22 protein-coding genes are annotated in these 22,959 nt (G+C 67.6%); 5 read left to right on the forward strand and 17 right to left on the reverse strand.

The annotated features are described in order from the left end of the window. The first annotated feature begins 34 nt into the window (after nt 1-34). Both OOT46_RS09735 and OOT46_RS09740 read left to right on the forward strand, forming a co-directional pair. On the forward strand, nt 35-1,351 hold the full coding sequence (locus OOT46_RS09735; protein ID WP_265403407.1) for an O-acetylhomoserine aminocarboxypropyltransferase: 1,317 nt from the start codon (nt 35-37) through the stop codon (nt 1,349-1,351). Next, the gene (locus OOT46_RS09740) at nt 1,348-2,169 is read left to right on the forward strand and encodes an alpha/beta fold hydrolase (RefSeq protein ID WP_265403408.1); all 822 of its coding nucleotides are present in this window, start codon (nt 1,348-1,350) and stop codon (nt 2,167-2,169) included. The genes OOT46_RS09735 and OOT46_RS09740 overlap by 4 nt, the downstream gene beginning before the upstream one ends. Before the next feature lie 46 nt (nt 2,170-2,215). On the opposite strand, the gene OOT46_RS09745 is transcribed toward OOT46_RS09740, so the two are convergent. The 3 genes from OOT46_RS09745 to OOT46_RS09755 form a co-directional block, all read right to left on the reverse strand. Beyond that, on the reverse strand, nt 2,216-2,863 hold the full coding sequence (locus OOT46_RS09745; RefSeq protein WP_265403409.1) for a hypothetical protein: 648 nt from the start codon (nt 2,861-2,863) through the stop codon (nt 2,216-2,218). A 152-nt stretch (nt 2,864-3,015) separates the two neighbouring features. Beyond that, entirely contained in the window at nt 3,016-4,173 is a 1,158-nt protein-coding gene (locus tag OOT46_RS09750; protein WP_265403410.1) for an AI-2E family transporter, read from the reverse strand. A gap of 59 nt (nt 4,174-4,232) precedes the next feature. Continuing rightward, the gene (locus OOT46_RS09755) at nt 4,233-5,474 is read right to left on the reverse strand and encodes a YihY family inner membrane protein (protein WP_265403411.1); all 1,242 of its coding nucleotides are present in this window, start codon (nt 5,472-5,474) and stop codon (nt 4,233-4,235) included. Between the two features lie 19 nt (nt 5,475-5,493). Here OOT46_RS09755 and OOT46_RS09760 point away from each other — a divergent pair, with 19 nt between their 5' ends. From OOT46_RS09760 to OOT46_RS09770, 3 genes are all read left to right on the forward strand, one after another. Then, nucleotides 5,494-5,904 carry a DUF2069 domain-containing protein gene (locus OOT46_RS09760; protein ID WP_265403412.1) on the forward strand — a complete coding sequence of 137 codons (411 nt, stop codon included), beginning with the start codon at nt 5,494-5,496 and terminating at the stop codon, nt 5,902-5,904. Then, on the forward strand, nt 5,901-7,325 hold the full coding sequence (locus OOT46_RS09765) for an FAD-binding oxidoreductase (RefSeq protein WP_265403413.1): 1,425 nt from the start codon (nt 5,901-5,903) through the stop codon (nt 7,323-7,325). Before OOT46_RS09760 ends, OOT46_RS09765 begins: the two co-directional genes overlap by 4 nt. A gap of 151 nt (nt 7,326-7,476) precedes the next feature. Then, a complete protein-coding gene (locus OOT46_RS09770; RefSeq protein WP_265403414.1) occupies nt 7,477-8,310 on the forward strand; it encodes a PEP-CTERM sorting domain-containing protein in 834 nt (277 codons plus the stop codon). 30 nt (nt 8,311-8,340) lie between these two features. Here OOT46_RS09770 and OOT46_RS09775 read toward each other — a convergent pair whose 3' ends face one another. From OOT46_RS09775 to OOT46_RS09840, 14 genes are all read right to left on the reverse strand, one after another. Further along, the gene (locus OOT46_RS09775; RefSeq protein ID WP_265403415.1) at nt 8,341-8,808 is read right to left on the reverse strand and encodes a DUF1178 family protein; all 468 of its coding nucleotides are present in this window, start codon (nt 8,806-8,808) and stop codon (nt 8,341-8,343) included. 8 nt (nt 8,809-8,816) lie between these two features. Continuing rightward, nucleotides 8,817-9,425 carry an NUDIX domain-containing protein gene (locus OOT46_RS09780; RefSeq protein ID WP_265403416.1) on the reverse strand — a complete coding sequence of 203 codons (609 nt, stop codon included), beginning with the start codon at nt 9,423-9,425 and terminating at the stop codon, nt 8,817-8,819. 13 nt (nt 9,426-9,438) lie between these two features. Then, nucleotides 9,439-9,744, reverse strand: a complete 306-nt coding sequence (locus tag OOT46_RS09785; RefSeq protein WP_265403417.1) for a DUF2818 family protein — start codon at nt 9,742-9,744, stop codon at nt 9,439-9,441. Nucleotides 9,745-9,758: 14 nt separating this feature from the next. Next, a complete protein-coding gene (gene nuoN, locus OOT46_RS09790; RefSeq protein ID WP_265403418.1) occupies nt 9,759-11,240 on the reverse strand; it encodes an NADH-quinone oxidoreductase subunit NuoN in 1,482 nt (493 codons plus the stop codon). 13 nt (nt 11,241-11,253) lie between these two features. Next, nucleotides 11,254-12,744: an NADH-quinone oxidoreductase subunit M gene (locus tag OOT46_RS09795; protein ID WP_265403419.1), complete on the reverse strand. Its 1,491-nt coding sequence runs from the start codon at nt 12,742-12,744 to the stop codon at nt 11,254-11,256. A gap of 16 nt (nt 12,745-12,760) precedes the next feature. After that, complete coding sequence (nuoL, locus tag OOT46_RS09800; RefSeq protein WP_265403420.1) at nt 12,761-14,815, reverse strand: NADH-quinone oxidoreductase subunit L; 2,055 nt, start codon at nt 14,813-14,815, stop codon at nt 12,761-12,763. Nucleotides 14,816-14,834: 19 nt separating this feature from the next. Beyond that, entirely contained in the window at nt 14,835-15,143 is a 309-nt protein-coding gene (nuoK, locus tag OOT46_RS09805; RefSeq protein ID WP_265403421.1) for an NADH-quinone oxidoreductase subunit NuoK, read from the reverse strand. Then, complete coding sequence (locus OOT46_RS09810; protein ID WP_265403422.1) at nt 15,140-15,790, reverse strand: NADH-quinone oxidoreductase subunit J; 651 nt, start codon at nt 15,788-15,790, stop codon at nt 15,140-15,142. Before OOT46_RS09810 ends, nuoK begins: the two co-directional genes overlap by 4 nt. 68 nt (nt 15,791-15,858) lie before the next feature. Beyond that, nucleotides 15,859-16,356 (reverse strand): NADH-quinone oxidoreductase subunit NuoI, encoded by a 498-nt coding sequence (nuoI, locus tag OOT46_RS09815; RefSeq protein WP_265403423.1) that lies wholly within the window; start codon nt 16,354-16,356, stop codon nt 15,859-15,861. Between the two features lie 15 nt (nt 16,357-16,371). After that, a complete protein-coding gene (nuoH, locus tag OOT46_RS09820) occupies nt 16,372-17,451 on the reverse strand; it encodes an NADH-quinone oxidoreductase subunit NuoH (RefSeq protein ID WP_265403424.1) in 1,080 nt (359 codons plus the stop codon). Between the two features lie 15 nt (nt 17,452-17,466). Beyond that, nucleotides 17,467-19,782 (reverse strand): NADH-quinone oxidoreductase subunit NuoG, encoded by a 2,316-nt coding sequence (gene nuoG / locus OOT46_RS09825; protein ID WP_265403425.1) that lies wholly within the window; start codon nt 19,780-19,782, stop codon nt 17,467-17,469. Between the two features lie 93 nt (nt 19,783-19,875). Continuing rightward, complete coding sequence (gene nuoF / locus OOT46_RS09830) at nt 19,876-21,207, reverse strand: NADH-quinone oxidoreductase subunit NuoF (RefSeq protein ID WP_265403426.1); 1,332 nt, start codon at nt 21,205-21,207, stop codon at nt 19,876-19,878. Next, nucleotides 21,207-21,704, reverse strand: coding sequence for an NADH-quinone oxidoreductase subunit NuoE (nuoE, locus tag OOT46_RS09835; protein ID WP_265403427.1), 498 nt, complete (start codon nt 21,702-21,704; stop codon nt 21,207-21,209). The genes nuoF and nuoE overlap by 1 nt, the downstream gene beginning before the upstream one ends. Further along, the gene (locus OOT46_RS09840) at nt 21,701-22,954 is read right to left on the reverse strand and encodes an NADH-quinone oxidoreductase subunit D (RefSeq protein WP_265403428.1); all 1,254 of its coding nucleotides are present in this window, start codon (nt 22,952-22,954) and stop codon (nt 21,701-21,703) included. The genes nuoE and OOT46_RS09840 overlap by 4 nt, the downstream gene beginning before the upstream one ends. Between the last annotated feature and the right edge of the window lie 5 nt (nt 22,955-22,959).

Here is a 22,959-nt window from a genome sequence, read left to right on the forward strand (position 1 = left end):
TACACGCCCACAAGGCGCCAGATCAGGAGACGCCATGCCCGGACCCACCACCCCCGGCTTCGACACCCTCGCCCTGCACGCGGGCCACGCGCCCGACCCCGCCACCGGCGCCCGCGCGGTGCCGCTTTATCTCAGCACCTCCTTCGTCTTCGAGGACAGCGACCACGCCGCGGCGCTGTTCAACATGGAACGCGCCGGGCATGTCTACTCGCGCCTGTCCAACCCCACCACCGCAGTGCTGGAGGAGCGCATCGCGGCGCTCGAAGGCGGCATCGGCGCGATCGCCACCGCCAGCGGCCAGGCGGCGCTGCACCTGGCCATCGCCACGCTGATGGGCGCCGGCGGACACATCGTCGCCAGCACCGCGCTCTACGGCGGCTCGCACAACCTGCTGCACTACACGCTGCGGCGCTTCGGCATCGAGACCACCTTCGTGCCGCCCGGCGACCTCGACGCCTGGCGCGCCGCGCTGCGCCCCGAGACCCGGCTGCTGTTCGGCGAGACGCTGGGCAACCCGGGGCTGGACGTGCTCGACATCCCGGCCGTGGCCGCGCTCGCCCACGAGCACGGCCTGCCGCTGCTGGTCGATTCGACCTTCACGACCCCCTACCTGATGCGCCCCTTCGAGCACGGCGCCGACCTGGTCGTGCACTCGGCAACCAAGTTCCTCTCCGGCCACGGCACCGTGGTGGGCGGCCTGCTGGTGGACAGCGGCCACTTCGACTGGGAGGCCTCGGGCCGTTTCCCCGAGCTGAGCGCGCCCTATGCGGGTTTCCACGACATGGTCTTCAGCGAGGAAAGCACGGTCGGCGCCTTTCTGCTGCGGGCCCGGCGCGAGGGCCTGCGCGACTTCGGCGCCTGCATGAGCCCGCACACCGCCTGGCTGGTGCTGCAGGGCGTGGAGACGCTGCCGTTGCGCATGGAGCGCCATGTCGCCAACACGCGGCGTGTGGTCGACTTCCTGGCCAGCCACGCCCTGGTCGAGCGTGTGGCCTACCCCGAGGCACCCGGCCACCCCGGCCAGGCCCTCGCGCAGCGGCTGCTGCCGCGCGGCTGCGGCTCGGTGCTCAGCTTCACCCTCAAAGGCACCCGGGCCCAGGGACGCGCCTTCATCGAAACACTGAAGCTGTTCTCCCACCTCGCCAATGTCGGCGACTGCCGCTCGCTGGTCATCCACCCCGCCTCGACCACCCATTCCCGCATGGACGCCGAGGCGCTGGCGCGCGCCGGCATCGCCGAAGGCACGGTGCGGCTGTCCATTGGCCTGGAAGACCCGGACGACCTGCTCGACGACCTGTCGCGCGGGCTGCGGGCCGCCGAAAAAGCCGGCCAGGCGGGAGGTGCGCGATGAAGCTGGAGGTACAAGGCCGCGAGGCCTATGCCTACACCGGCGGCCGGCCTTTCGACGCCGCCCGCCCCTGCGTCGTGATGATCCACGGCGCCCTCAACGACCACAGCGTCTGGGCGCTGCAGAGCCGCTACCTGGCGCACCACGGCCACGCGGTGCTGGCGGTGGACCTGCCCGGCCACGGCCGCAGCGCAGGACCGGCGCTGCCGGACGTCGAATCGCTGGCAGGCTGGATCGTCGCCCTGCTCGACGCTGCCGGGGTGGCGCGCGCCGCGCTGGTGGGCCACAGCATGGGCTCGCTGATCGCGCTGGAAGCCGCCGCGGCGCTCGGCGAGCGCGCGACCGCGCTGTCCCTGGTCGGCACCGCCTACCCGATGAAGGTGTCGGCCGCGATGCTCGACACCGCCTTGCAGTCGCCACAGCGCGCCATCGACCAGGTGACGGCTCTTTCGCACTCGACGCTGGCGGCCAAACCCTCGGCGCCGGGGCCCGGCAGCTGGCTGCACGGCGTGAGCCGCGCGCTGATGCGGCGCCTGCAGGCCGGCTATGCGGCGCGCCACGAGGGCGCCAACCTGTTCCACCACGACTTCACGGTGTGCGACCGCTATGCCGGCGCCGAGGCGGCCGCGGCTCGCCTGCGCTGCCCGGTGCAGCTGGTGCTGGGCCGCAGGGATCAGATGACGCCGCCGCGCGCCACCGCCACCCTCGCCCAGCTGGCGCAGGCGACGGTGCTGCAACTGGACGCCGGCCACGCGTTGATGGCCGAGGCACCCGACGGCGTGCTGGACGCCCTCAAGGCCTTCCTGCCGCCCGCGGCGTGAGCCTCGGACGCAGCGGGCGCTGCGTCCCCCCTCCTCGAAGCGCGCCTCAGTGCTGCGGTGCCACGCGCGGGACCGCGTTCGGTGCAATCCTCGGCCGGCCCGGCGGCTTCGCCGGCAGCTTGGTGCTCTGGCGCTTGGCCGCAGCGTCCGCCTTGGATTTGCCGATGATGTTGTTCGCCACGTGCTGCTTGCTCAGCCCGCAGTGCAGCAGCGCGTCTTCCGCGGTGCCGTCGTCGTCCCGGGCGCCGACCACGTGGGCCAGCTCATGGATCAGGGTGGCCGCGAGCACCTGCACATTGCCGCCCAACGCCTTGCGGCCCAGCGTGATGTCCTTGCCGCGGGCGGCCCCGGCGTCCGTGCCGATCGGGTCGTAGTGGATCCAGATCTTCTCGCCCGGGTCGGTCACCAGCTGCTCCAGCGAGCGCCGCCGGGGCAGCCTCAGGAAGTAGGCGTTGCAGGTCGAGGCGATCGAATCCTTGGCCGCCGGCTCGCCGAGGTGCAGGATCCTTTTCTCGATGTACTCGATCGCCGCCTTGAGGCGGCGGATGTCCTGCGGGTCCGAGAAGGGCTTGAACTCGTTCGTGATCCTGCCCTCGTCGTTTTTGATCGGGTCGGGCAGCCCGTCGCGCAGCTTGCCCAAGGTGTTGAGGGACTCGTCCCTGCCCTTCTGCAGCGACATGTTCACGAACAGCATGTTTCTTGTCCTTCCTGGTCGACGGCCGCCCACGCCCTTGCTTGAAGCTGCCGGGCAGGCGGTCCCGGCAGAGAGGCCGGGCCAGTATAGGAAGGGGTCGCGCGCGGCCGCGTCCCCTTTAGAAGGGACGGCCGCGGCCACCGGGCGCGGGCTCAGCGGCCCTCGGGAGGCGACGGCGGGACGGCGGGTTCGCCGGGCGCCGACGGCGGGTCGATGTGGGGCGCGCTGGCCTGCTGCACCGAGCCGTCGGTGACGAAGATGTCCCAGACGGCGATGAACATGGCCGCGATCACGGGGCCGATGACGAAGCCGTTGATGCCGAAGATCACCATGCCGCCCAGGGTGGTGATCATCACGACGTAGTCGGGCATCTTGGTGTCCTTGCCCACCAGCACTGGGCGCAGCACGTTGTCGACCAGCCCGATCACGATGACGCCGTAGACGATCAGCGCGACACCCTGCCAGACCGCCCCGGTGGCCAGGAAGTAGATCGCCACCGGCAGCCAGACCAGCGCCGCGCCGACGGCGGGCAGCAGCGACAGGAAGGCCATCAGTACGGCCCAGAAGATCGCGCCGCTGATGTCCAGGAAGGCAAAGGCCAGGCCGCCCAGCGCGCCCTGCGTCGCAGCCACCACGACGTTGCCCTTCACCGTGGCGCGGATCACGGTGGCGAACTTGGTGAACAGCTGCTGCTTGTGCTCTGCCTCCAGCGGAATGGCCCGGCCGATGCGCCGGGACAGCCAGCCGCCGTCGCGGATCAGAAAAAAGGCCAGGTAGAGCGTGATGAAAAAACTCACCACCACGTCGAAGGTGTCCTGCCCGATGCTGAAGATGCGGGTCGCGATCACCTGGCTGCCCTGCGCGAGTGCCGCCGTGATGCGCCGCTGCAGCGCCCCGAGGTCCCCCAGGTTGAAGCGGTTGAGCAGCTCGGTGATCCAGCTCGGCAGCGAGGCGAAGATGCGCTCGAAGTAAGCTGCGAAGTTGAGTTCGCCGGACTGGATGCGGGCGTAGATCGCCGCGCCTTCCTGCGCCATCGAGGCTGACAGCACGAACAGCGGCAGGATCACGATCACCACCACCAGCGACAAGGTCGCCAGCGCCGCCAGCGTGGGCCGCTGTCGCAGGTGCGGCAGCAGGCGCCGGTGGACCGGCGCGAACAGGATGGCGATGATCGCGCCCCACAGCACGGCGCCGTAGAAAGGCCGCAGGATCCAGAAGAAGGCCAGCGTCACCGCCGCCAGCACCAGCAGAAAGGCCTTGTTGTCGGTGACGGGCTGGCCCGCGGGATCAGGGGGTGGGGAGTGGGCCATCGGCTCGGTCGGGTGGTTGGCAACAGGTGCACATGTTAGAGCCTGTGCGCAGGCCGGCCTCAAGCTTTCAGCAGGTCGTCCAGCGTCATGCGGGCGAAGCCGGCACGCTCCCAGAAGCCGCGCAAGGTGGGTGAGGGGTCCAGCAGCAGCTGGGCCAGCAGCGGCTGCGCCGTGGTGCGCCCGGGGTCGGCCAGCAGCACGTAGCGGGCGCCGGCCCCGCTCTGCTCCTCCAGCCGGGCGACCCAGTCGAGCGACATCAGCGTCTCGAGCACCGGTTCGATCTGCAGGGGATCGGTGCGCAGCATCTCGGCCAGGGTCGCGATCGACAAGCCATGGTAGTTCTGACTGCGGGCCTGCAGCAGCTCGCGCAGCACCGTCACTGCCAGGTGGAAGCGGTGGCCCGGCGTGGACGGCCGCCGCACCACACGCATCTGCAGGCTGGGCGCATAGGCCGCCACGACCGCGCCGAGCAACACGATGACCCAGCCGAAATAGACCCAGACCAGGAAGATGGGCACGGTCGCGAAGGTGCCGTAGACCGCCGAGTAGGTCGGCACCCGGCGCACATACCAGGCCAGCAGGCTCTTGGCCACCTCGAAACCCACCGCGACGAACAGCCCGCCGGCCCAGGCATGCGACCAGCGCACGTGGGTGTTGGGCACGAAGTGGAACAGGGCCGCGATCGCGCCCGCGAAGAGGGTGAACTCCAGCACGTTGAGCAAAAAGCTCACGCCGCCGGGCAGCGCGTCGACCAGCCCGCGGGAGGTGCTCAGCGCATAGGAGGTCATGCTCAGGCTCACGCCCAGCAAGAGCGGCCCGAGCGTGGCCGCGGCCCAGTAGACCAGCACGCGCTGCGCGATGGGGCGCGCCTTGCGCACGCGCCAGATCGAGTTGAGCGTGCGGTCTATCGTCAGCAGCAGGGCCAGCGCCGTGAACATCAGGATGATCAGGCCCAGCGTGCCGAGCCGGTTGCTGTTGGCGGCGAACTGAGTCAGCGCCTTCAGCACGGGCTTGGCGATGGTGTCGGGGATCAGGCTCTGGACAAAGTACTTCTCGACCGAGATCTGGAAGCGCGAGAAGATGGGAAAGGCCGTGAAGACCGCCAGGGTCACCGTGAAAAACGGCACCAGGGCGATGGTGGTCGTGAAGGTGAGGCTGCTGGCCGTCAGCCCCAGGCGGTCTTCGCGAAAACGCTGGCGCAGCGTTTTCAGCGTGTCCATCCAGGGCCAGTCGTGCAGCGTCTGCACCAGCCTGCGCAACTGCTCGCGCCAGGAATGGCGCAGTCCCAGGGGGAAGTTCATGGCCGGTATGATGCCATCGATGCATCAATCGACCGTGACCGAGACGACCCGCGCGCTGGCGGTCGGCAGCCTGCTGGGCCTCATCCTGCTCGGGCTGGGCTGGGAGTTGTGGTGGGCGCCGCTGCGCCCGGGCGGCACGCTGCTGGCGCTCAAGGTGCTGCCGCTCACGCTGCCGCTGGCCGGCCTGCTCAAGCGCCGCATGTACACCTACCGCTGGGTCAGCCTGCTGGTCTGGATCTACTTCGCCGAGGGCGTGGTGCGCGCCACCAGCGACCGCGGCCCGAGCGCCCTATTCGCCGCCATCGAGGTGCTGCTGTGCCTGGTGCTGTTCACAGCGTGCGCGCTGCACGTGCGCTCGCGGCTGCGCCAGGCCAAGCTCGCCGGCATCCTGTCCCCGTCCCCCTCCCCGGCCTCCACGGAAACGCCATGACTGCTGCTGCCTCCCCTGCCCTGCTCGACGCGCTGCGTGCGGCCGTCGGCCCCCACAACCTGCTGGTCGACGGCGACCTGGCCGCGTGGGAGCTCGACTGGCGCAAGCGCTACCGGGGCAAGGCCCTGGCGGTGGTGCGCCCCGGCAGCACTGCCGAAGTGGCCGCGGTGGTGCGGGCCTGCGCCGCGCACGGCGCCAGCCTGGTGCCGCAGGGCGGCAACACCGGCCTGGTGGGCGGCTCGGTGCCCGATCAGAGCGGCACCCAGGTGCTGCTGAGCCTGCAGCGTCTGAACCGCATCCGCGAGATCGATCCCGCCAACCTGACCATGACGGTGGACGCCGGCTGCGTGCTGCAGAGCGTGCAGGAGGCGGCGGCCGCCCAGGGCCTGCTGTTTCCGCTCAGCCTGGCCGCCGAAGGCAGCTGCACGATAGGCGGCAACCTCGCGACCAACGCCGGCGGCACGCAGGTGCTGCGTTACGGCAATGCGCGCGAACTGTGCCTGGGGCTGGAGGTGGTCACGGCCGCCGGCGAGGTCTGGGACGGGCTCTCGGGTCTGCGCAAGGACAACACCGGCTATGACCTGCGCGACCTCTTCATCGGCAGCGAAGGCACCCTGGGCATCATCACCGCCGCGACGCTCAAGCTCTACCCGCAGCCGGCCGGGCGCGTCACGGCGCTGGCCGCACTGGCCTCGCTCGAAGACGCGGTGGCCCTCCTGCAGCTGGCCCAGGCACGGCTGGGGTCGGGGCTGACCGGCTTCGAGGTGATGGGCGAGTTCGCGCTGCAGCTGGTCGCCACGCACTTCCCGCAGCTCCCGCGTCCGCTCGGCGCCTCGCCCTGGACCGTGCTGCTGGAGCAGTCCGACACCGAAAGCGAGGCGCACGCGCGAGGGCTGTTCGAGGGCATGCTGGAGACCGCCCTGGAGCGGGAGCTGATCAGCGACGCGGTGATCGCCGAGAGCATCGAGCAGTCGCGCGCGCTGTGGCACCTGCGCGAGTCCATCCCGCTGGCGCAGGCCGAGGAAGGGCTCAACATCAAGCACGACATCTCGGTGCCGGTGTCGCGCATCCCGGCCTTCGTCGCGCAGGCCGACGCACTGATCGCCGAGCGTTTCCCCGGTGCCCGGCTGGTGAACTTCGGCCACCTGGGCGACGGCAACCTGCACTACAACGTGCAGGCCCCGGCCGGTGCCGGCGCGGCCGACTTCCTGCGCGAGCACGAGGCGACGGTGAACACGGTGGTCTACGACGCCGTCGTCGCCTACGGCGGTTCGATCTCCGCCGAGCACGGCATCGGTGCCCTCAAGCGCGAGGAGCTCGGCCGTCGCAAGTCACCCGTGGCTTTGGAACTGATGCGCTCGATCAAGCGGGCGCTGGATCCCGAGATGCGCTTGAACCCGGGTCGGACCATCCTGGCCTGAGCGGCGCCGCGCCCCCGCACGCCGGCCCGCGTGGTAAGGCTTGAAACGCCCTGCGTGAGCACTTACGCCCGGCACTGCTTCTTCCTATACTTGCTCGCGCCGTCGGCCACGCCGCCGGTGCCGTTGTACAACTACACCTCAGGAAGAAGTCATGCACCTTTGCAATACCCGCGCACCGTCCCGGCGTGCCTGGGCGGCGCCGCTGGCGGTCCTGTCCTTGACGCTCGCCGGCGCTTTCGCAGCCCCTGCCCACGCCGGTCTCCATGCCGAGTCGAGCTGGAGCAACCTGAGCTTCACGGTGATCGACCTCGATCTCGACGACGGCATCGAAGCCGGCTACACCCTCCTCGGAGCTGGCGGCAGCACCTTCGCGCAGGCCTACTCGAGGAGGCCGGGGGAAGCCTTCCACCCTCCCGTCACCGACATCAAGTCCTGGAGCGGCGAGGCGGCCGGGACAGCGTCGGCAAGCGCTGAAGACGGCGGTATCTCTGTCGGCGTGACGATGGGCGACGCGGCCCGGGACGCCCGGTCGACGAGCCAGGCGCACGACTTCGGCGATGGCAACGGTGCCGTCTCGCAGTACTTCAACCTTGAGCTGCGCGCCAACACACGGTTGGAAGTCTCCGTGGACGCTTCCCTTCGACTGGAAGACGACCGTGCCCTCGCGACGGCCAAGCGCGACCTGGGCGGGTACGTGATCCTCAGCTTCCTGGAAGGCGCCGCGGAATATGAAGACAAGCTCTCGGAGCAGCTGTTCTCGCCGCAGGACTTCCTTGCACTGAACCGGCACCTGTCCATCAGCTTCGACAGCGGCAGCCAGGGCCTGGCTGGCAGTTTGTCACTGCAGGGCTTCAGCTACGTGGAAGCGGGCCATGGGCTTCCTCCTCCGCCGGTGCCCGAGCCCTCGACCTACGCTCTGCTGGCCGGCGGGCTGGGCCTGCTCGGCTTTCAGGCGCGGCGCCGGCAACGCGGCAGCGCGAGCTGAAGGGGCGGGGCCGCGGCGCGGCCTCTCGCGCTACTGCAGCCGGTCCTTCGCGGCCGCCGGGATCGGCAGGGGCAGCACTTCGATGCCCTCCTCCACCAGCGCCTGGGTGTCCTCGCGCGTCGCGCTGCCGCGGATCGCGCGGGCCTCGGCCTCGCCGTAGTGGATGCGGCGGGCCTCCTCGGCGAAACGGTCGCCCACGTCCTCGGTGTTTTTCAGCACCTCGCGCACGGCCTTGAGCCAGACCGCCTGCAGTTCCTGCACTTGCATGGAGGCGCCGGGGGCGGGTGCCGAGGGCGGCGCAGCGGCCGGCGCCGCCTGCGGCTCCCGGGCGCCCGAGAGATTCAAGCGCGGCGCGCTGGGCAGGCGGCTGATCTCGGTGTCCTCGCAGAAGGGGCAGGTCAGCAGCCCCCGCTCCTGCTGCGAGTGGTAGTCGTCCTCCGACGAGAACCAGCCCTCGAAGCCGTGCCCGTGGCGGCACTGCAGGTTCAGCACCTTCATCGCAGCACTCAGGCCGGGGCGCAAGCCCCGGCCGGCTCGTTCGACCACTCCAGGGCCCAGTCGCCGGCACGCCAGCGCTGCAGCCACAGCAGGGCGATCATGGTCTTGGCGTCCGTGACCTTGCCGTCCCGGATCCAGCCGTCGAGCTCCTCCGCGCTGGCGGAGAAGACCTCCAGGAACTCACCTTCGTCGAGCTGGCTGGCACCAGCGCTCAGGCCGCGTGCAAACCAGATCTCGATGCCTTCGGTCGAGTAGGCGATGGCGTTGTGCAGCACCCCGGCATAGGCCCATTCACGGGCGCGGTAGCCGGTCTCTTCGAGCAGCTCGCGCTCCGCGCAGCGGCGGCCCGGCTCGCCGGCGTCGAGCTTGCCGGCCGGGAATTCGATCATCACCCGCCCCAGCGGATAGCGGAACTGGCGCTCCAGCACCAGCCGGCCGTCGTCGAGGATGGGCACGATCATCACCGCGCCGGGATGCACGATGTACTCGCGGTGCGCGGTGCCGCCGTCGGGCAGGCCGATGCGGTCGCGGCGCACGTCCAGCATGTGGCCGCGGTAGACCTGGGTGGTCTCCAGGCAGTGTTCGGACAGGTGCGGGTCCTGGCTCGGACGGGTCATGGTGGCAAGGCTTTCAGCTGTGACGGTGGCGGCGCAGGTAGCGCCAGACGAAACCCGGGAAGGCCAGGGTCAGGAACAGGCAGAAGAACACAGCATAAAACTCCCAGCCCTGCTCGTGACGCTGTCCGATGCGCGATTCGAGCAGGACGCCCAGCCCGATCACCCCGCCGAACAGCACCAGCAGCTCCAGCACCCGCCAGCCGAGGTGTTTAGGCCCCCTCAGCGGCGCGACGGCAAACAGCCGCTCGTTCACGAAAGGCAGGTTGGCGGCGACCGCAGCCGCCGCCAGCACCAGCCATACCGAGGCCGCGGTGTCCAATCCCAGCCCCGGGCTCAGCGCGCCAGCGCGTCGCGAATCGCGTTGGCGCAGAGCGTCATCAGGCCGCCGGGCAGGATGCCGAAGGCCAGCACCGCCAGGCCGTTGACCGACATCAGCACGCGGGCCTCGCCACTGGAGGCGATGGGCGCGCGGTCGCTGGCCTCGTCGAAGTACATGACCTTGATGACCCGCAGGTAGTAGAAGGCGGCGACCAGCGACAGCAGCACCGCGACCACTGCGAGCCCCAGGTGCAGCGGGACACTGGTGGCGACCAGGGCCTGCAGCACCGCCAGTTTGGCGTAGAAGCCGACGGTGGGCGGGATGCCGGCGAGCGAGAACATGAAGATCGCCATCATCGCGGCGTACCAGGGGCTGCGCTGGTTGAGGCCCTTCAGGTCGTCGATCTCCTCGGCCTCGAAACCGGCGCGCGCCAGCAGCGCGACCATGCCGAAGGTGCCCAGCGTGGTCAGCACGTAGGTGACGGCATAGAACATCGCCGAGCTGTACGCGTTGCCGGCCGAGGCGGTGTTGCCCGCCACCACGCCGCAGGACAGACCCAGCAGCATGAAGCCCATCTGACCGATGGTCGAGTAGGCCAGCATGCGCTTCAGGTTGGTCTGCGCGATGGCGGCGAGGTTACCGATCACCAGCGAGGCGACCGCCAGCACGATCAGCATCTGCTGCCATTGCACCGCCAGGCCGAACATGCCGTCCACCAGCAGCCGGATCGCCATCGCGAAGCCGGCCAGCTGCGGCGCGCCCGAGATCAGCAGCGTCACCGCGGTCGGCGCGCCCTGGTAGACGTCGGGCACCCACATGTGGAAGGGCACCGCCGCCAGCTTGAAGGCCAGGCCCGCGACCACGAACACGATGCCGAACACCAGCACCTCGTCGCTCATGTCGCCGGCGCCCAGGCGCTGGAACACGGTCGGGATGTCCAGCGAGCCGGTGGCCCCGTACATCATCGACAGGCCGTAGAGCAGGAAGCCGCTCGCCAAGGCGCCCAGCACGAAGTACTTCATGGCCGCCTCGGTCGAGCCGGCATGGTCGCGCCGCAGCGCCACCAGGGCGTAGAGCGACAGCGACATCAGCTCCAGGCCGAGGTAGATGGTCAGGAAGTTGCTGGCCGAGATCAGCAGCATGATGCCCAGCAGCGAGAACAGGCTCAAGGTGAACAGCTCACCCTTGAGCATGCCGCGCTCGGCGGCATAAGGCCGTGCATAGACCAGCGACACGAAGGTCGCGACGGTCGCGAAAAACTCCAGCACATTGCCCAGCGGGTCGCTCACCACCATGCCCTGCATCGCATAGACGGTGGTGGGGTCGCCGATCGAGCCGAGCTGCAGCGCGCCCAGAGCCACCAGGGAACCCAGGGTCAGCAGATAGGTCAGCGTGCGGCGAGGATCGGTGACGAACAGGTCCACCAGCGCGATGACGCAGGTCAGCACCAGCAGCAGGACTTCGGGGTAGATGGCGTGCCAGTTCATAGGATTCATCTCTGTGGCCTCGTCAGATGGCGGGGCGTGCCGGCAGCTTGGACTGCTGCACATGCTGCAGCAGGTCGGCCACCGATTGCTGCATCACGTCGGTGAAGGGCTTGGGGTAGAGGCCCATCCACAGCACCGCGACCGCCAGCACCGCGAGCATCACGAATTCGCGCGCATTGAGGTCCTTGAGGGCGCGCACGTCCTCGTTGGCGACCGGCCCGAAGTAGACCCGCTTGACCATCCACAGCGTGTAGGACGCGCCGAAGATCAGCGTCGTGGCGGCGAGAGCGCCGAGCCAGAAGTTGACCTTGACGGTGCCCAGGATCACCAGCCATTCGCCGACGAAGCCGGCGGTGCCGGGCAAGCCGGCATTGGCCATCGCGAACAGCACCGCGAAGGCGGCGAAGGTCGGCATGGTGTTGGCGACGCCGCCGTAGGAAGCGATCTCGCGCGAGTGCACGCGGTCATAGAGCACGCCGATGCACAGGAACATCGCGCCCGAGACGAAACCGTGGGCGATCATCTGCACCACGGCGCCGGTCACGCCCAGCGGCTCGAACATGAAAAAGCCCAGCGTCACGAAACCCATGTGCGCGATGGACGAGTAGGCCACCAGCTTCTTCATGTCCTGCTGCACCAGCGCGACCAGGCCGATGTAGACCACCGCGACCAGCGACAGCGCGACCATGAAGACGGCCAGTTCGCGGCTCGCGTCGGGCGCGATCGGCAGCGAGAAGCGCAGGAAGCCATAAGCCCCCAGCTTCAGCATGATGGCCGCCAGGACCACCGAACCGCCAGTCGGTGCCTCGACGTGGGCATCGGGCAGCCAGGTGTGCACGGGCCACATCGGCACCTTGACCGCGAAAGCCAGGAAAAAGGCACCGAACAACAGCTTCTGCGGACCCAGGTCGATCTGCAGGCGGTGCCAGGTCTGGATGTCGAAGCTGCCGTTGGACTTGGTGTACAGGTAGACCAGAGCCACCAGCATCAGCAGCGAGCCGAGCAGCGTGTAGAGGAAAAACTTGAAGGCCGCGTAGACACGGCGCGGGCCGCCCCAGATGCCGATGATGATGTACATCGGGATCAGCGTGGCTTCGAAAAAGACGTAGAACAGCAGGCCATCGAGCGCCGAGAAGACCCCGACCATGAGGCCGGAGAGGATCAGGAAGGCGCCCATGTACTGGTTGACGCGCTCGGTGATGACCTCCCAGCCGGCGATCACGACGATCACGGTGATGAAGGCGGTCAGCAGCACGAACCAGACCGACAGGCCGTCCACCCCCAGGTGGTAGCGCACATTGAAGCGCTCGATCCACGCCAGGTTCTCGACGAATTGCATCGCCGAGGTGGTGCTGTCGAAGTCGGTCACGAGCGGCACGGTGATGACGAAACCGATGAGGGCGCCGATGAGGGCCAGCCAGCGCACCATGCCGGTCTGCTGTTCACGGCCCAAGGCCAGCAGCAGCGCGCCGAAGGCGATGGGAACCCAGATTGCGAGGCTCAGAAGACTCATGTTGTGGAACCCTCGCTCAACGGACCAGGAAAGACTGCAGGTAGGGCCACAGCTGCCAGGTGATGAGGGCGAACACGCCCACCAACATCACCAGCGCGTAGTGGTAGATGTAGCCCGACTGGAACAGGCGCACCAGCGACGCCGTCCAGCCCACCACCTTGGCCGAGCCGTTGATCATCAGGCCGTCGATCAGGGCGACGTCGCCGCCCTTCCAGAGGCCGATACCGAGGCCGCGGGCACCGGCCGCCAGCACCTTCTCGTTGAACCAGTCCATGTAGTACTTGTTTTCCAGGATGCGGACCAGGAAGCCAAGCCGGCGATGCAGCATCGCCGGAATGGCCGGCTTCAGGATGTAGAACACATAGGCGGTCACGACGCCGGCCAGCGCGAGCCAGAACGGCAGGGTCGACAGGCCGTGCAGGGCCATCGCCATCGCGCCGTGGAAATGCTCGGACATCTCGTCCATGGCCGGGTGCCTGGTCGCGTCGACGAAGATCGCATCCTTGAAGAAGTCCCCGTAGAGCATCGGCTCGATCGTGAAGTAGCCGATCGCGAGCGACGGGATGGCCAGCATGATCAGCGGCAGCGTCACGACCCAGGGCGACTCGTGCGGCTCGTGCGCATGATGGCCATGACCATGGTCGTCGTGTCCGTGGTCGTCGACATGCGGCTCATCGTCCTCGGCCGGATAGGGCTTGTTGCGGAAGCGCTCCGGGCCGTGGAAGACCAGGAAGTACATCCGGAATGAGTAGAAGGCCGTGACGAACACGCCGGCGACCACCGCGAAGTAGGCGAAAGCGGCCCCCGGCAGGTGGCTGGCGTGCACCGCCTCGATGATGCTGTCCTTGGAATAGAAGCCCGAGAACAGCGGCGTGCCGATGAGAGCCAGCGAGCCGATCAGCGAGGTGATCCAGGTGATCTTCATGTACTTGGCCAGGCCGCCCATGTTGCGGATGTCCTGGTCATGGTGCATGCCGATGATCACCGAGCCGGCACCGAGGAACAGCAGCGCCTTGAAGAAGGCGTGCGTCATCAGGTGGAACACCGCGACCGAGTAGGCCGAGACGCCGAGCGCCACCGTCATGTAGCCCAGCTGCGACAGCGTCGAGTAGGCCACCACACGCTTGATGTCGTTCTGGATGATGCCGAGGAAACCCATGAACAGCGCCGTGATCGCGCCGATGACCAGCACGACATTGAGCGCGGTGTCCGACAGCTCGAACAGCGGCGACATGCGCGCCACCATGAAGATGCCGGCGGTCACCATGGTCGCCGCGTGGATCAGCGCCGAGATCGGGGTCGGGCCTTCCATCGAGTCGGGCAGCCAGACGTGCAGCGGCACCTGGGCCGACTTGCCCATCGCGCCGATGAACAGGCAGATGCAGGCCACCGTGATCAGCGACCAGTCGGTGCCGGGGAAGGTCAGCGTGTTGAAGTTGCCCGCCTCGGCGAAGGCGAAGGTCTCGGTGTAGTTCAGCGTCCCGGCATACGCCAGCACCAGGCCGATGCCCAGGATGAAGCCGAAGTCGCCGACCCGGTTGACCAGGAAGGCCTTCATGTTGGCGAACACCGCCGAAGGCTTCTTGAACCAGAAGCCGATCAGCAGGTAGGACACCAGGCCCACCGCCTCCCAGCCGAAAAACAGCTGCAGGAAGTTGTTGCTCATCACGAGCATCAACATCGAGAAGGTGAACAGCGAGATGTAGGAGAAGAAACGCTGGTAGCCCGGATCCTCCTCCATGTAGCCGATGGTGTAGATGTGCACCATCAGCGACACGAAGGTCACCACGCACATCATCATCGCGGTCAGGCCGTCGACCAGGAAGCCAACTTCCATCTTCAAGTAGCCGACCGAGAGCCATTCGTAAACGGTAGCGTTGAAGCGGGCGCCGTCGACCACCACCGCCTGCAGCGTGATCGCCGACAGCACGAAGGCGATGAAAACGCCGAGGATGGTGACGGTGTGCGCGCCTTTTCGGCCGATCTGGCGTCCGAACAGGCCGGCGAGCACCGCGCCGGCCAGGGGTGCCAGCGGCACCGCCAGGAGCATGTTCTGAGAGAGCTGCGTCATGTTGTTGTCTGCCCCCGCCTCAACCCTTGAGGCTGTCGAGTTCGTCGACGTCGATGGTCGAGCGGTTGCGGAACAGCACGACCAGGATCGCGAGACCGATGGCCGATTCGGCCGCCGCCACCGTCAGGATGAAAAACACGAACACCTGGCCCGACATGTCGCCGAGGTAGTGCGAGAAAGCCACGAAGTTCATGTTGACCGCCAGCAGCATCAGCTCGATCGCCATCAGCAGCACGATCAGGTTGCGGCGGTTCATGAAGATCCCGATCACCGACATGGCGAACAGGATCGCGCCCAGCGACAGGTAATGCCCGAGAGTGAGGGTCATGCCTTGCTCCCCGTGGAAACTTCGTTCGGTGCGGCGGGCGGCGCCGCCACCTCGACCTCCGGCTTCATCGAGACCACCTTCAGGCGGTCCGCCTTCTTGACCTTGATCTGCTCGCCCGGATCGACATAACGCGAGTCCTTGCGGCGGCGCATGGTCAGCGCGATGGCCGCAACGATGGCCACCAGCAGGATGACCGCGGCGACCTGCAGCGGGTAGAGGTAGCGGGTGTAGATCTCGATGCCCAGCAGCTTGGTGTTGCCCAGGCGCAGTTCCTCGGCGCTCAGCGCCGGCGCCTCGGCCACGTTGAAGCCGACCATCAGCACCGCGGCCATCTCCAGCGCGATCACGGCGCCGATCAGCCCCGCAATCGGAAAGTGCTTCCAGAAGTCCTGCCGCATCTGGTCGACGTTGATGTCCAGCATCATCACGACGAACAGGAACAGCACCATCACGGCGCCCACGTAGACGAGCACCAGCGAGATGGCCAGGAACTCGGCCTGCAGCAGCATCCACACGCCGGCCGCGTTGAAGAAGGCAAGCACGAGGAAAAGCGCCGAGTGCACGGTGCTGCGGGCAGTGATCACGCGAAACGCCGCAAACAGCAGGATCGCGGAGAACACATAGAAAAGCGCGGTCTTGGTATCCATGTCTTTCTCGGGTTAAGGGCCGCTGCTCGTGCCTCGGCACGAGCGCGGCCCCGCGACAAGCCGAGGGCTTATCGGTATTTGGCGTCCGCCTCCTTGCTGGCCGCGATTTCTTTTTCGTAGCGGTCGCCGACGGCCAGCAGCATCTCTTTGGTGAAGTAGAGATCGCCGCGCTTTTCGCCGTGGTATTCGAGGATGTTGGTCTCGACGATGGAATCGACCGGGCAGCTCTCCTCGCAGAAGCCGCAGAAGATGCACTTGGTCAGATCGATGTCGTAACGTTTGGTGCGGCGGGTGCCGTCAGCGCGCACGTCGGACTCGATGGTGATGGCCAGGGCCGGACACACGGCCTCGCACAGCTTGCAGGCGATGCAGCGCTCCTCGCCGTTTTCATAACGACGCAGCGCGTGCAGGCCGCGGAAGCGCGGGCTGGCCGGCGTTTTTTCTTCCGGGAACTGCACGGTGATGTGCGGCGACAGGAAGTGGCGGCCGGTCAGGGCCAGGCCCTTGAAGAGTTCGGTCAACAGGAAGCTGTTGAAGAAGCTCTTGATGGAAGCGACTGCGGACATGGTGTCTTTACCTCGTCAAACGCCGGGTTGCCAGGTCCAGATGTTCCAGGGCGACTGGATCCACAAACCCACCAGCACCAGCCAGACCAGCGTGACGGGGATGAAGATCTTCCAGCCCAGACGCATGATCTGGTCGTAGCGGAAGCGGGGGAAGGTGGCGCGCACCCAGAGAAACAGGGTCACGACCACGAAGGTTTTCAGGCCCAGCCAGATCCAGCCGGGGATCCAGTTCAGCGGGGCGATGTCGAGCGGGGGCAGCCAGCCGCCCAGGAACATCAGCACCGCGATGACGGACACCAGGATCATGTTCGCGTACTCCGCCAGGAAAAACATGGCGAAGGACATGCCCGAGTACTCGATCATGTGGCCGGCGACGATCTCCGACTCGCCTTCGACGACGTCGAAGGGGTGGCGGTTGGTCTCGGCGATGCCCGAGATCACGTAGACCACGAAGATGGGCAGCAGCGGCAGCCAGTTCCACGACAGGAAGGTCAGGCCCTTGTCGGCGAAGCTGCCCTGGCCCTGGCCCATCACGATGTCGGTGATGTTGAGGCTGCCGGAGACCATCAGCACGATGACAAAGGCGAAGCCCATCGCGATCTCGTAGGACACCATCTGGGCCGAGGCGCGCAGCGCGCCCAGGAAGGCGTACTTCGAGTTCGAGGCCCAGCCGGCGATGATCACGCCATAGACCTCCAGCGAGGTGATCGCCATCAGGAACAGCAGGCCGGCGTTGATGTTCGCCAGCGCCACGTCCGGACCGAAGGGAATCACGGCCCAGGCGGCGAGCGCCGGCATGATGGTCATGATGGGGGCCAGGAAAAACAGGCCCTTGTTGGCGGCGGTCGGCTGGATGATCTCCTTGAAGATCAGCTTCACCGCGTCGGCGATGGGCTGCAGCAGGCCGAAGGGGCCGACCCGGTTGGGGCCAGGGCGGATCTGCGTCCAGCCGATGGCCTTGCGCTCCCAGAGCGTCAGGTAGGCGACGCAGATCATCAGCGGCAGCACCACGGCGACGATCTTGACCAGGGTCCAGACGACCGGCCAAAGGCCGCCGAGAGTGGACTGGCCGAAGGTGGTGAGGGTGTCAAGCATGCTTCAACTCCGGCATCACGCCTTGGCGACCGAAACGGCGCCGAACATCGCGCCCAGCGTGGCGGTGGCCGGGTGGCCGACCGGCACCCGCACGCAGCCCTCGGCGAGGCCCGCTTCGAGCCGCGCCGGCAGCACGGCCGAGGCCGCACCCTGGCTCACGCGCACCACGTCGCCGTCCTTCAGGCCCAGCTGCGCGAACAGCGCGGCGTTCAGGCCGGCGACCGGCGGCGCGGCGTCGCGCGTCAGGTGCAGCGAGGGGGCCCGGCGCACCAGCGCGTCGCTCGAGTAGATCGGCACTTCGGCGACACGCTCCAGGCCGCCGGCGCTGCGGGCTGCCGGCGCGGGGGCGGCCGCGGCCTGGTTGCCCAGGCGCGACGCCAGCTGCGCCGTGTCGCCCAGCGCGAGGGTGCGGACCTCTTCCGAGGTTTCGAACTCGAAGCCGGGCAGGCCCAGCATGTTGCCCAGCACCCGCAGCACCTTCCAGGCGGGACGCGTCTCGCCGGTGGGCTTGACGACACCGTAGAAGCTCTGCGCGCGGCCTTCGGCATTGACGAAGGTGCCCGAGGTTTCGGAGAACGGCGCGATCGGCAGCAGCACGTCGGCGTACTCGACCGCCGCGGTGCGGAACGCGCTCATCGCGACGACCATCTCGGCACCCTGCACCGCCGCGGCGGCCTGGGCGGCGTCGGCCGCATCCAGCTCGGGCTCGACATTGAGCAGCAGGTAAGCCTTGAGCGGCTGCGCGAGCATCTGGGCGGCGTTCAGGCCCCCGGCACCCGGCAGCGCACCGGCCAGCTGGGCACCGACGCTGTTGGCGGCTTCGCCGAAGTAGCCGACGCTGGCGCCGGTCTGCTCGCCGATCCAGTTCGCCAGCGCCAGCAGCGTGCTGGCTTGCGGATGTTGGGCTGCGGCATTGCCCAGCAGCACCGCCTTGCGCTCGCCGCTGAGCAGCGAGGCGGCAACGGCCTTGGCGGCTTCGGTCGCCTCGCCTTGCGCCGGCGCGTTCACACCGCGTTCGGCGGCGATCGCGGCGGCGATGTCGGCCAGGGCCTGCGGCCAGGCGCTCGGCGCGACGGTGGTCTGGCTGGCCAGCTTCATCAGCCAGTCGTCCTGCACCGCGTGCAGGCTGTGCACCTGGGCGCCCTGCCGCACCGCCTGGCGCAGGCGCTGCGCGAACAACGGATGATCCTTGCGCAGGAAAGAGCCGATCACCAGCGCGCGTTGCAGCTTGGACAGCCCTGCGATCGGCATGCCGAGCCAGCGGGCGCTGCCGGTCGTGGCGAAGTCGGCGTGGCGGATGCGGTGGTCGACGTTCTCGCTGCCGAGGCCGCGCACCAGCTTGGCGAGCAGGTGCAGTTCCTCGACCGTGCTGTGGGCGGTGCCCAGCGCGCCAATGGCCTGCGGCCCGTGCTCGGCCTTGATGAGTTTCAAGCCGTTGGCCACGTATTCCAGCGCGGTCGGCCAGTCGACCGCCTTCCACTGGCCGCCCTGCTTGAGCATCGGGGTGGTCAGGCGTTCGTCGCTGTTGAGGGCTTCATAGGAGAAGCGGTCACGGTCGGCGATCCAGCACTCGTTGACGTCCTCGTTCTCCAGCGGCAGCACGCGCATCACCTTGGCGCCCTTGACCTGGACCACCAGGTTGGAGCCGGTCGAATCGTGCGGGCTGACCGACTTGCGGCGCGACAGCTCCCAGGTGCGGGCGGTGTAGCGGAACGGCTTGCTGGTGATGGCGCCGACCGGGCAAAGGTCGATCATGTTGCCCGACAGCTCGGAGTCGATGGTCGCGCCGACGAAGGTGGTGATCTCGGAGTGCTCGCCCCGGTGGATCATGCCCAGCTCCATCACGCCGGCCACTTCCTGGCCGAAACGCACGCAGCGGGTGCAGTGGATGCAGCGCGACATCTCGGCCAGCGAGACGATGGGGCTGACCTCCTTGGCCAGCACGACACGCTTTTCCTCGGTGTAGCGTGAGGACGAGCCGCCATAACCCACGGCCAGGTCCTGCAGCTGGCACTCGCCGCCCTGGTCGCAGATCGGGCAGTCCAGCGGGTGGTTGATCAGCAGGAACTCCATCACGCCCTGCTGCGCCTTGACCGCCTTGTCGCTCTTGGTGCGCACGATCATGCCCTGCGTGACCGGCGTCGCGCAGGCGGGCATGGGCTTGGGCGCCTTCTCGACGTCGACCAGGCACATGCGGCAGTTGGCGGCGATCGAGAGCTTCTTGTGGTAGCAGAAATGGGGGACGTAGGTGCCCGCCTTCTCGGCCGCATGCATGACCATGCTGCCCTCGGGCACCTCGACCTTCTTGCCGTCCAGTTCGATTTCAACCATGGTGTGTCTTTCGCAGGGCGTCCCCCGAAACGGCACCTGCCCCAGGGCGGGGCAGCGTGCTCAGGCGGGACCGGGACGCCATGTCCATGTCAGTCAGACGTAGGCTGGGACCTGGCAGGTCTTGTGCTCTACGTGGTAGGCGAACTCGTCGCGGAAATGCTTCAACATCGCGCGCACCGGCATCGCGGCCGCGTCGCCCAGCGCACAGATCGTGCGGCCCTGGATGTTGTCGGCCACCGAGTTCAGCAAGTCCAGGTCCTCGGGGCGGCCCTTGCCGTTCTCGACCCGCTCCACCATGCGCCAGAGCCAGCCGGTGCCTTCGCGGCAGGGCGTGCACTGGCCGCAGGACTCGTGCATGTAGAAGTAGCTCAGCCGCAGCAGCGACTTGACCATGCAGCGGCTGTCGTCCATCACGATGACCGCGCCCGAGCCCAGCATGGAGCCGGCCTTGGAGATGGCGTCGTAGTCCATCGTCAGGTCCATCATGATGTGGGCCGGCAGCACCGGCGCGGACGAGCCGCCGGGGATCACGGCCTTGAGCTTGCGACCCTTGTGCACGCCGCCGGCCATTTCCAGCAGCGTCGAGAAGGGCGTGCCCAGCGGGATCTCGAAGTTGCCGGGCCGCGCGACGTCGCCGACCACCGAGAAGATCTTGGTGCCGCCGTTGTTGGGCTTGCCGATCTTGAGGTACGCGTCACCGCCGTTGCGGATGATCCAGGGCACCGCCGCGAAGGTCTCGGTGTTGTTGATCGTGGTCGGCTTGCCGTAGAGGCCGAAGCTGGCCGGGAACGGCGGCTTGAAGCGCGGCTGGCCCTTCTTGCCCTCGAGCGACTCGAGCAGCGCGGTTTCCTCGCCGCAGATGTAGGCGCCGAAGCCGTGGTGGGCATGCAGCTGGAAGCTGAAGCCGCTGCCGAGGATGGCATGGCCCAGGTAGCCGGCCGCCCTCGCCTCTTCGAGCGCCGCTTCGAAGCGCTCGTAGACCTCGAAGATCTCGCCGTGGATGTAGTTGTAGCCCACGGCGATGCCCATCGCGTAGGCCGCGATGATCATGCCTTCGATGACGATGTGCGGGTTGTAGCGCAGGATGTCGCGGTCCTTGCAGGTGCCCGGCTCGCCTTCGTCGGAGTTGCACACCAGGTACTTCTGCCCCGGGAACTGGCGCGGCATGAAGCTCCACTTCAGCCCGGTCGGGAAGCCCGCGCCGCCGCGGCCGCGCAGGCCGGAGGCCTTGACCTCGGCGATCACCTGGTCGGGCGTCAGCCCCTCGGTGAGGATCTTGCGCAGGGCCTGGTAGCCGCCGCGCGCCTCGTAGTCCTTGAGGCGCCAGTTGCTGCCGTCCAGACCCGCATAGATCTGGGGCTGGATGTGGCGGTCGTGGAAGCAGGTCTCGCGGCCGGTGGCCTGGAACTTGGAGAGGTCCAACATCACTTCACCCCTTGCTTGGCGGCCGCGGTCAGCTCTTCGACCAGCGCGTCGAGGCGCTCGGGCGTCATGAAGCTGCACATCTGGCGGTCGTTCACCAGCATCACCGGCGCGTCGGCGCAGGCGCCCAGGCATTCGCATTCCTGCAGCGAGAACAGGCCGTCGGCGGTGGTGCCGCCGAGCTCGACGTTCAGCTTCTTGCTCAGGTACTCGGCGGCGTTTTTGCCGTCGCGCAGCAGGCAAGGCAGGTTGGTGCAGACGTTGAGCTTGAACTTGCCCACCGGCTGCTGGTTGTACATGTTGTAGAAGGTCGTGACCTCGTGCACCGCGATCGCGGGCATGCCGAGATACTCGGCAACGTCCTTCTCGGCCTCGGGCGAGACCCAGCCCTGCTCCTGCTGCACGATGGACAGGCAGGCCATCACGGCCGATTGTTTCTGGTCCGCCGGGTACTTGGCGACCTCGCGCGCGAAACGCGCCTTGGTGGCTTCAGAGATCATCGATCAATCTCTCCGAACACGATGTCCATGGTGCCGATCACGGCCACGGCGTCGGCGATCATGTGGCCGCGCGACATTTCGTCCATCGCGGCCAGGTGGGCAAAACCGGGGGCCCGGATCTTCAGGCGATAGGGCTTGTTGGCGCCGTCGCTGACGAGGTAGATGCCGAACTCGCCCTTCGGATGCTCGACGGCGGCATAGGCCTCGCCCTCGGGCACGTGGAAGCCTTCGGTGAACAGCTTGAAGTGGTGGATCAGCTGCTCCATGCTGGACTTCATCTCGACCCGCGAAGGCGGCGCCACCTTGTGGTTGTCGGTGATCACCGGGCCTTCGTTCTTGCGCAGCCAATCGATGCACTGCTGGATGATGCGGTTGGACTGGCGCATCTCCTCGACGCGCACGACATAACGGTCGTAGCAGTCGCCGTTGGTGCCGAGGGGGATGTCGAAGTCGAGCCGGTCGTAGACGTCGTAGGGCTGCTTCTTGCGCAGGTCCCAGGCGATGCCCGAGCCGCGCAGCATCGGACCGGTGAAGCCCAGGTTGAGCGCGCGCTCCGGCGAGACCACACCGATGCCGACGGTGCGCTGCTTCCAGATGCGGTTGTCGGTCAGCAGCGTCTCGTACTCGTCGACGTGCTTGGGGAAACGGCGGGTGAAGTCCTCGATGAAGTCGAGCAGCGAGCCGCGGCGGTTCTCGTTGAGCTTGTCGATGACCTTCTGGTTCTTGAGCTTCGAAACCTTGTACTGCGGCATGCTGTCCGGCAGGTCGCGGTAGACGCCGCCCGGACGGAAGTAGGCCGCGTGCATGCGCGCGCCCGAGACCGCCTCGTACATGTCGAACAGGTCCTCGCGCTCGCGGAAGCAGTAGATGAGCATGTTCATCGCGCCGCAGTCCAGCCCGTGCGCGCCGAGCCACAGCAGGTGGTTCAGCAGCCGGGTGATCTCGGCGAACATGACGCGGATGTACTGCGCGCGGATCGGCACCTCGATGCCCATCATGCGCTCGATGGCGAGGCAGTAGGCGTGCTCGTTGCACATCATGGACACGTAGTCGAGACGGTCCATGTAGGGCAGCGACTGGATGAAGGTCTTGCTCTCGGCCAGCTTCTCGGTGGCGCGGTGCAGCAGGCCGATGTGGGGGTCGGCGCGCTGGATCACCTCTCCGTCGAGCTCCAGCACCAGACGCAGCACGCCGTGTGCCGCGGGGTGCTGTGGACCGAAGTTGAGGGTGTAGTTCTTGATGTCTGCCACGATCT

Origin of the sequence: Aquabacterium sp. A7-Y (assembly GCF_026153205.1) — a bacterium.
In the GTDB taxonomy this organism is placed as follows: domain Bacteria; phylum Pseudomonadota; class Gammaproteobacteria; order Burkholderiales; family Burkholderiaceae_C; genus Caldimonas.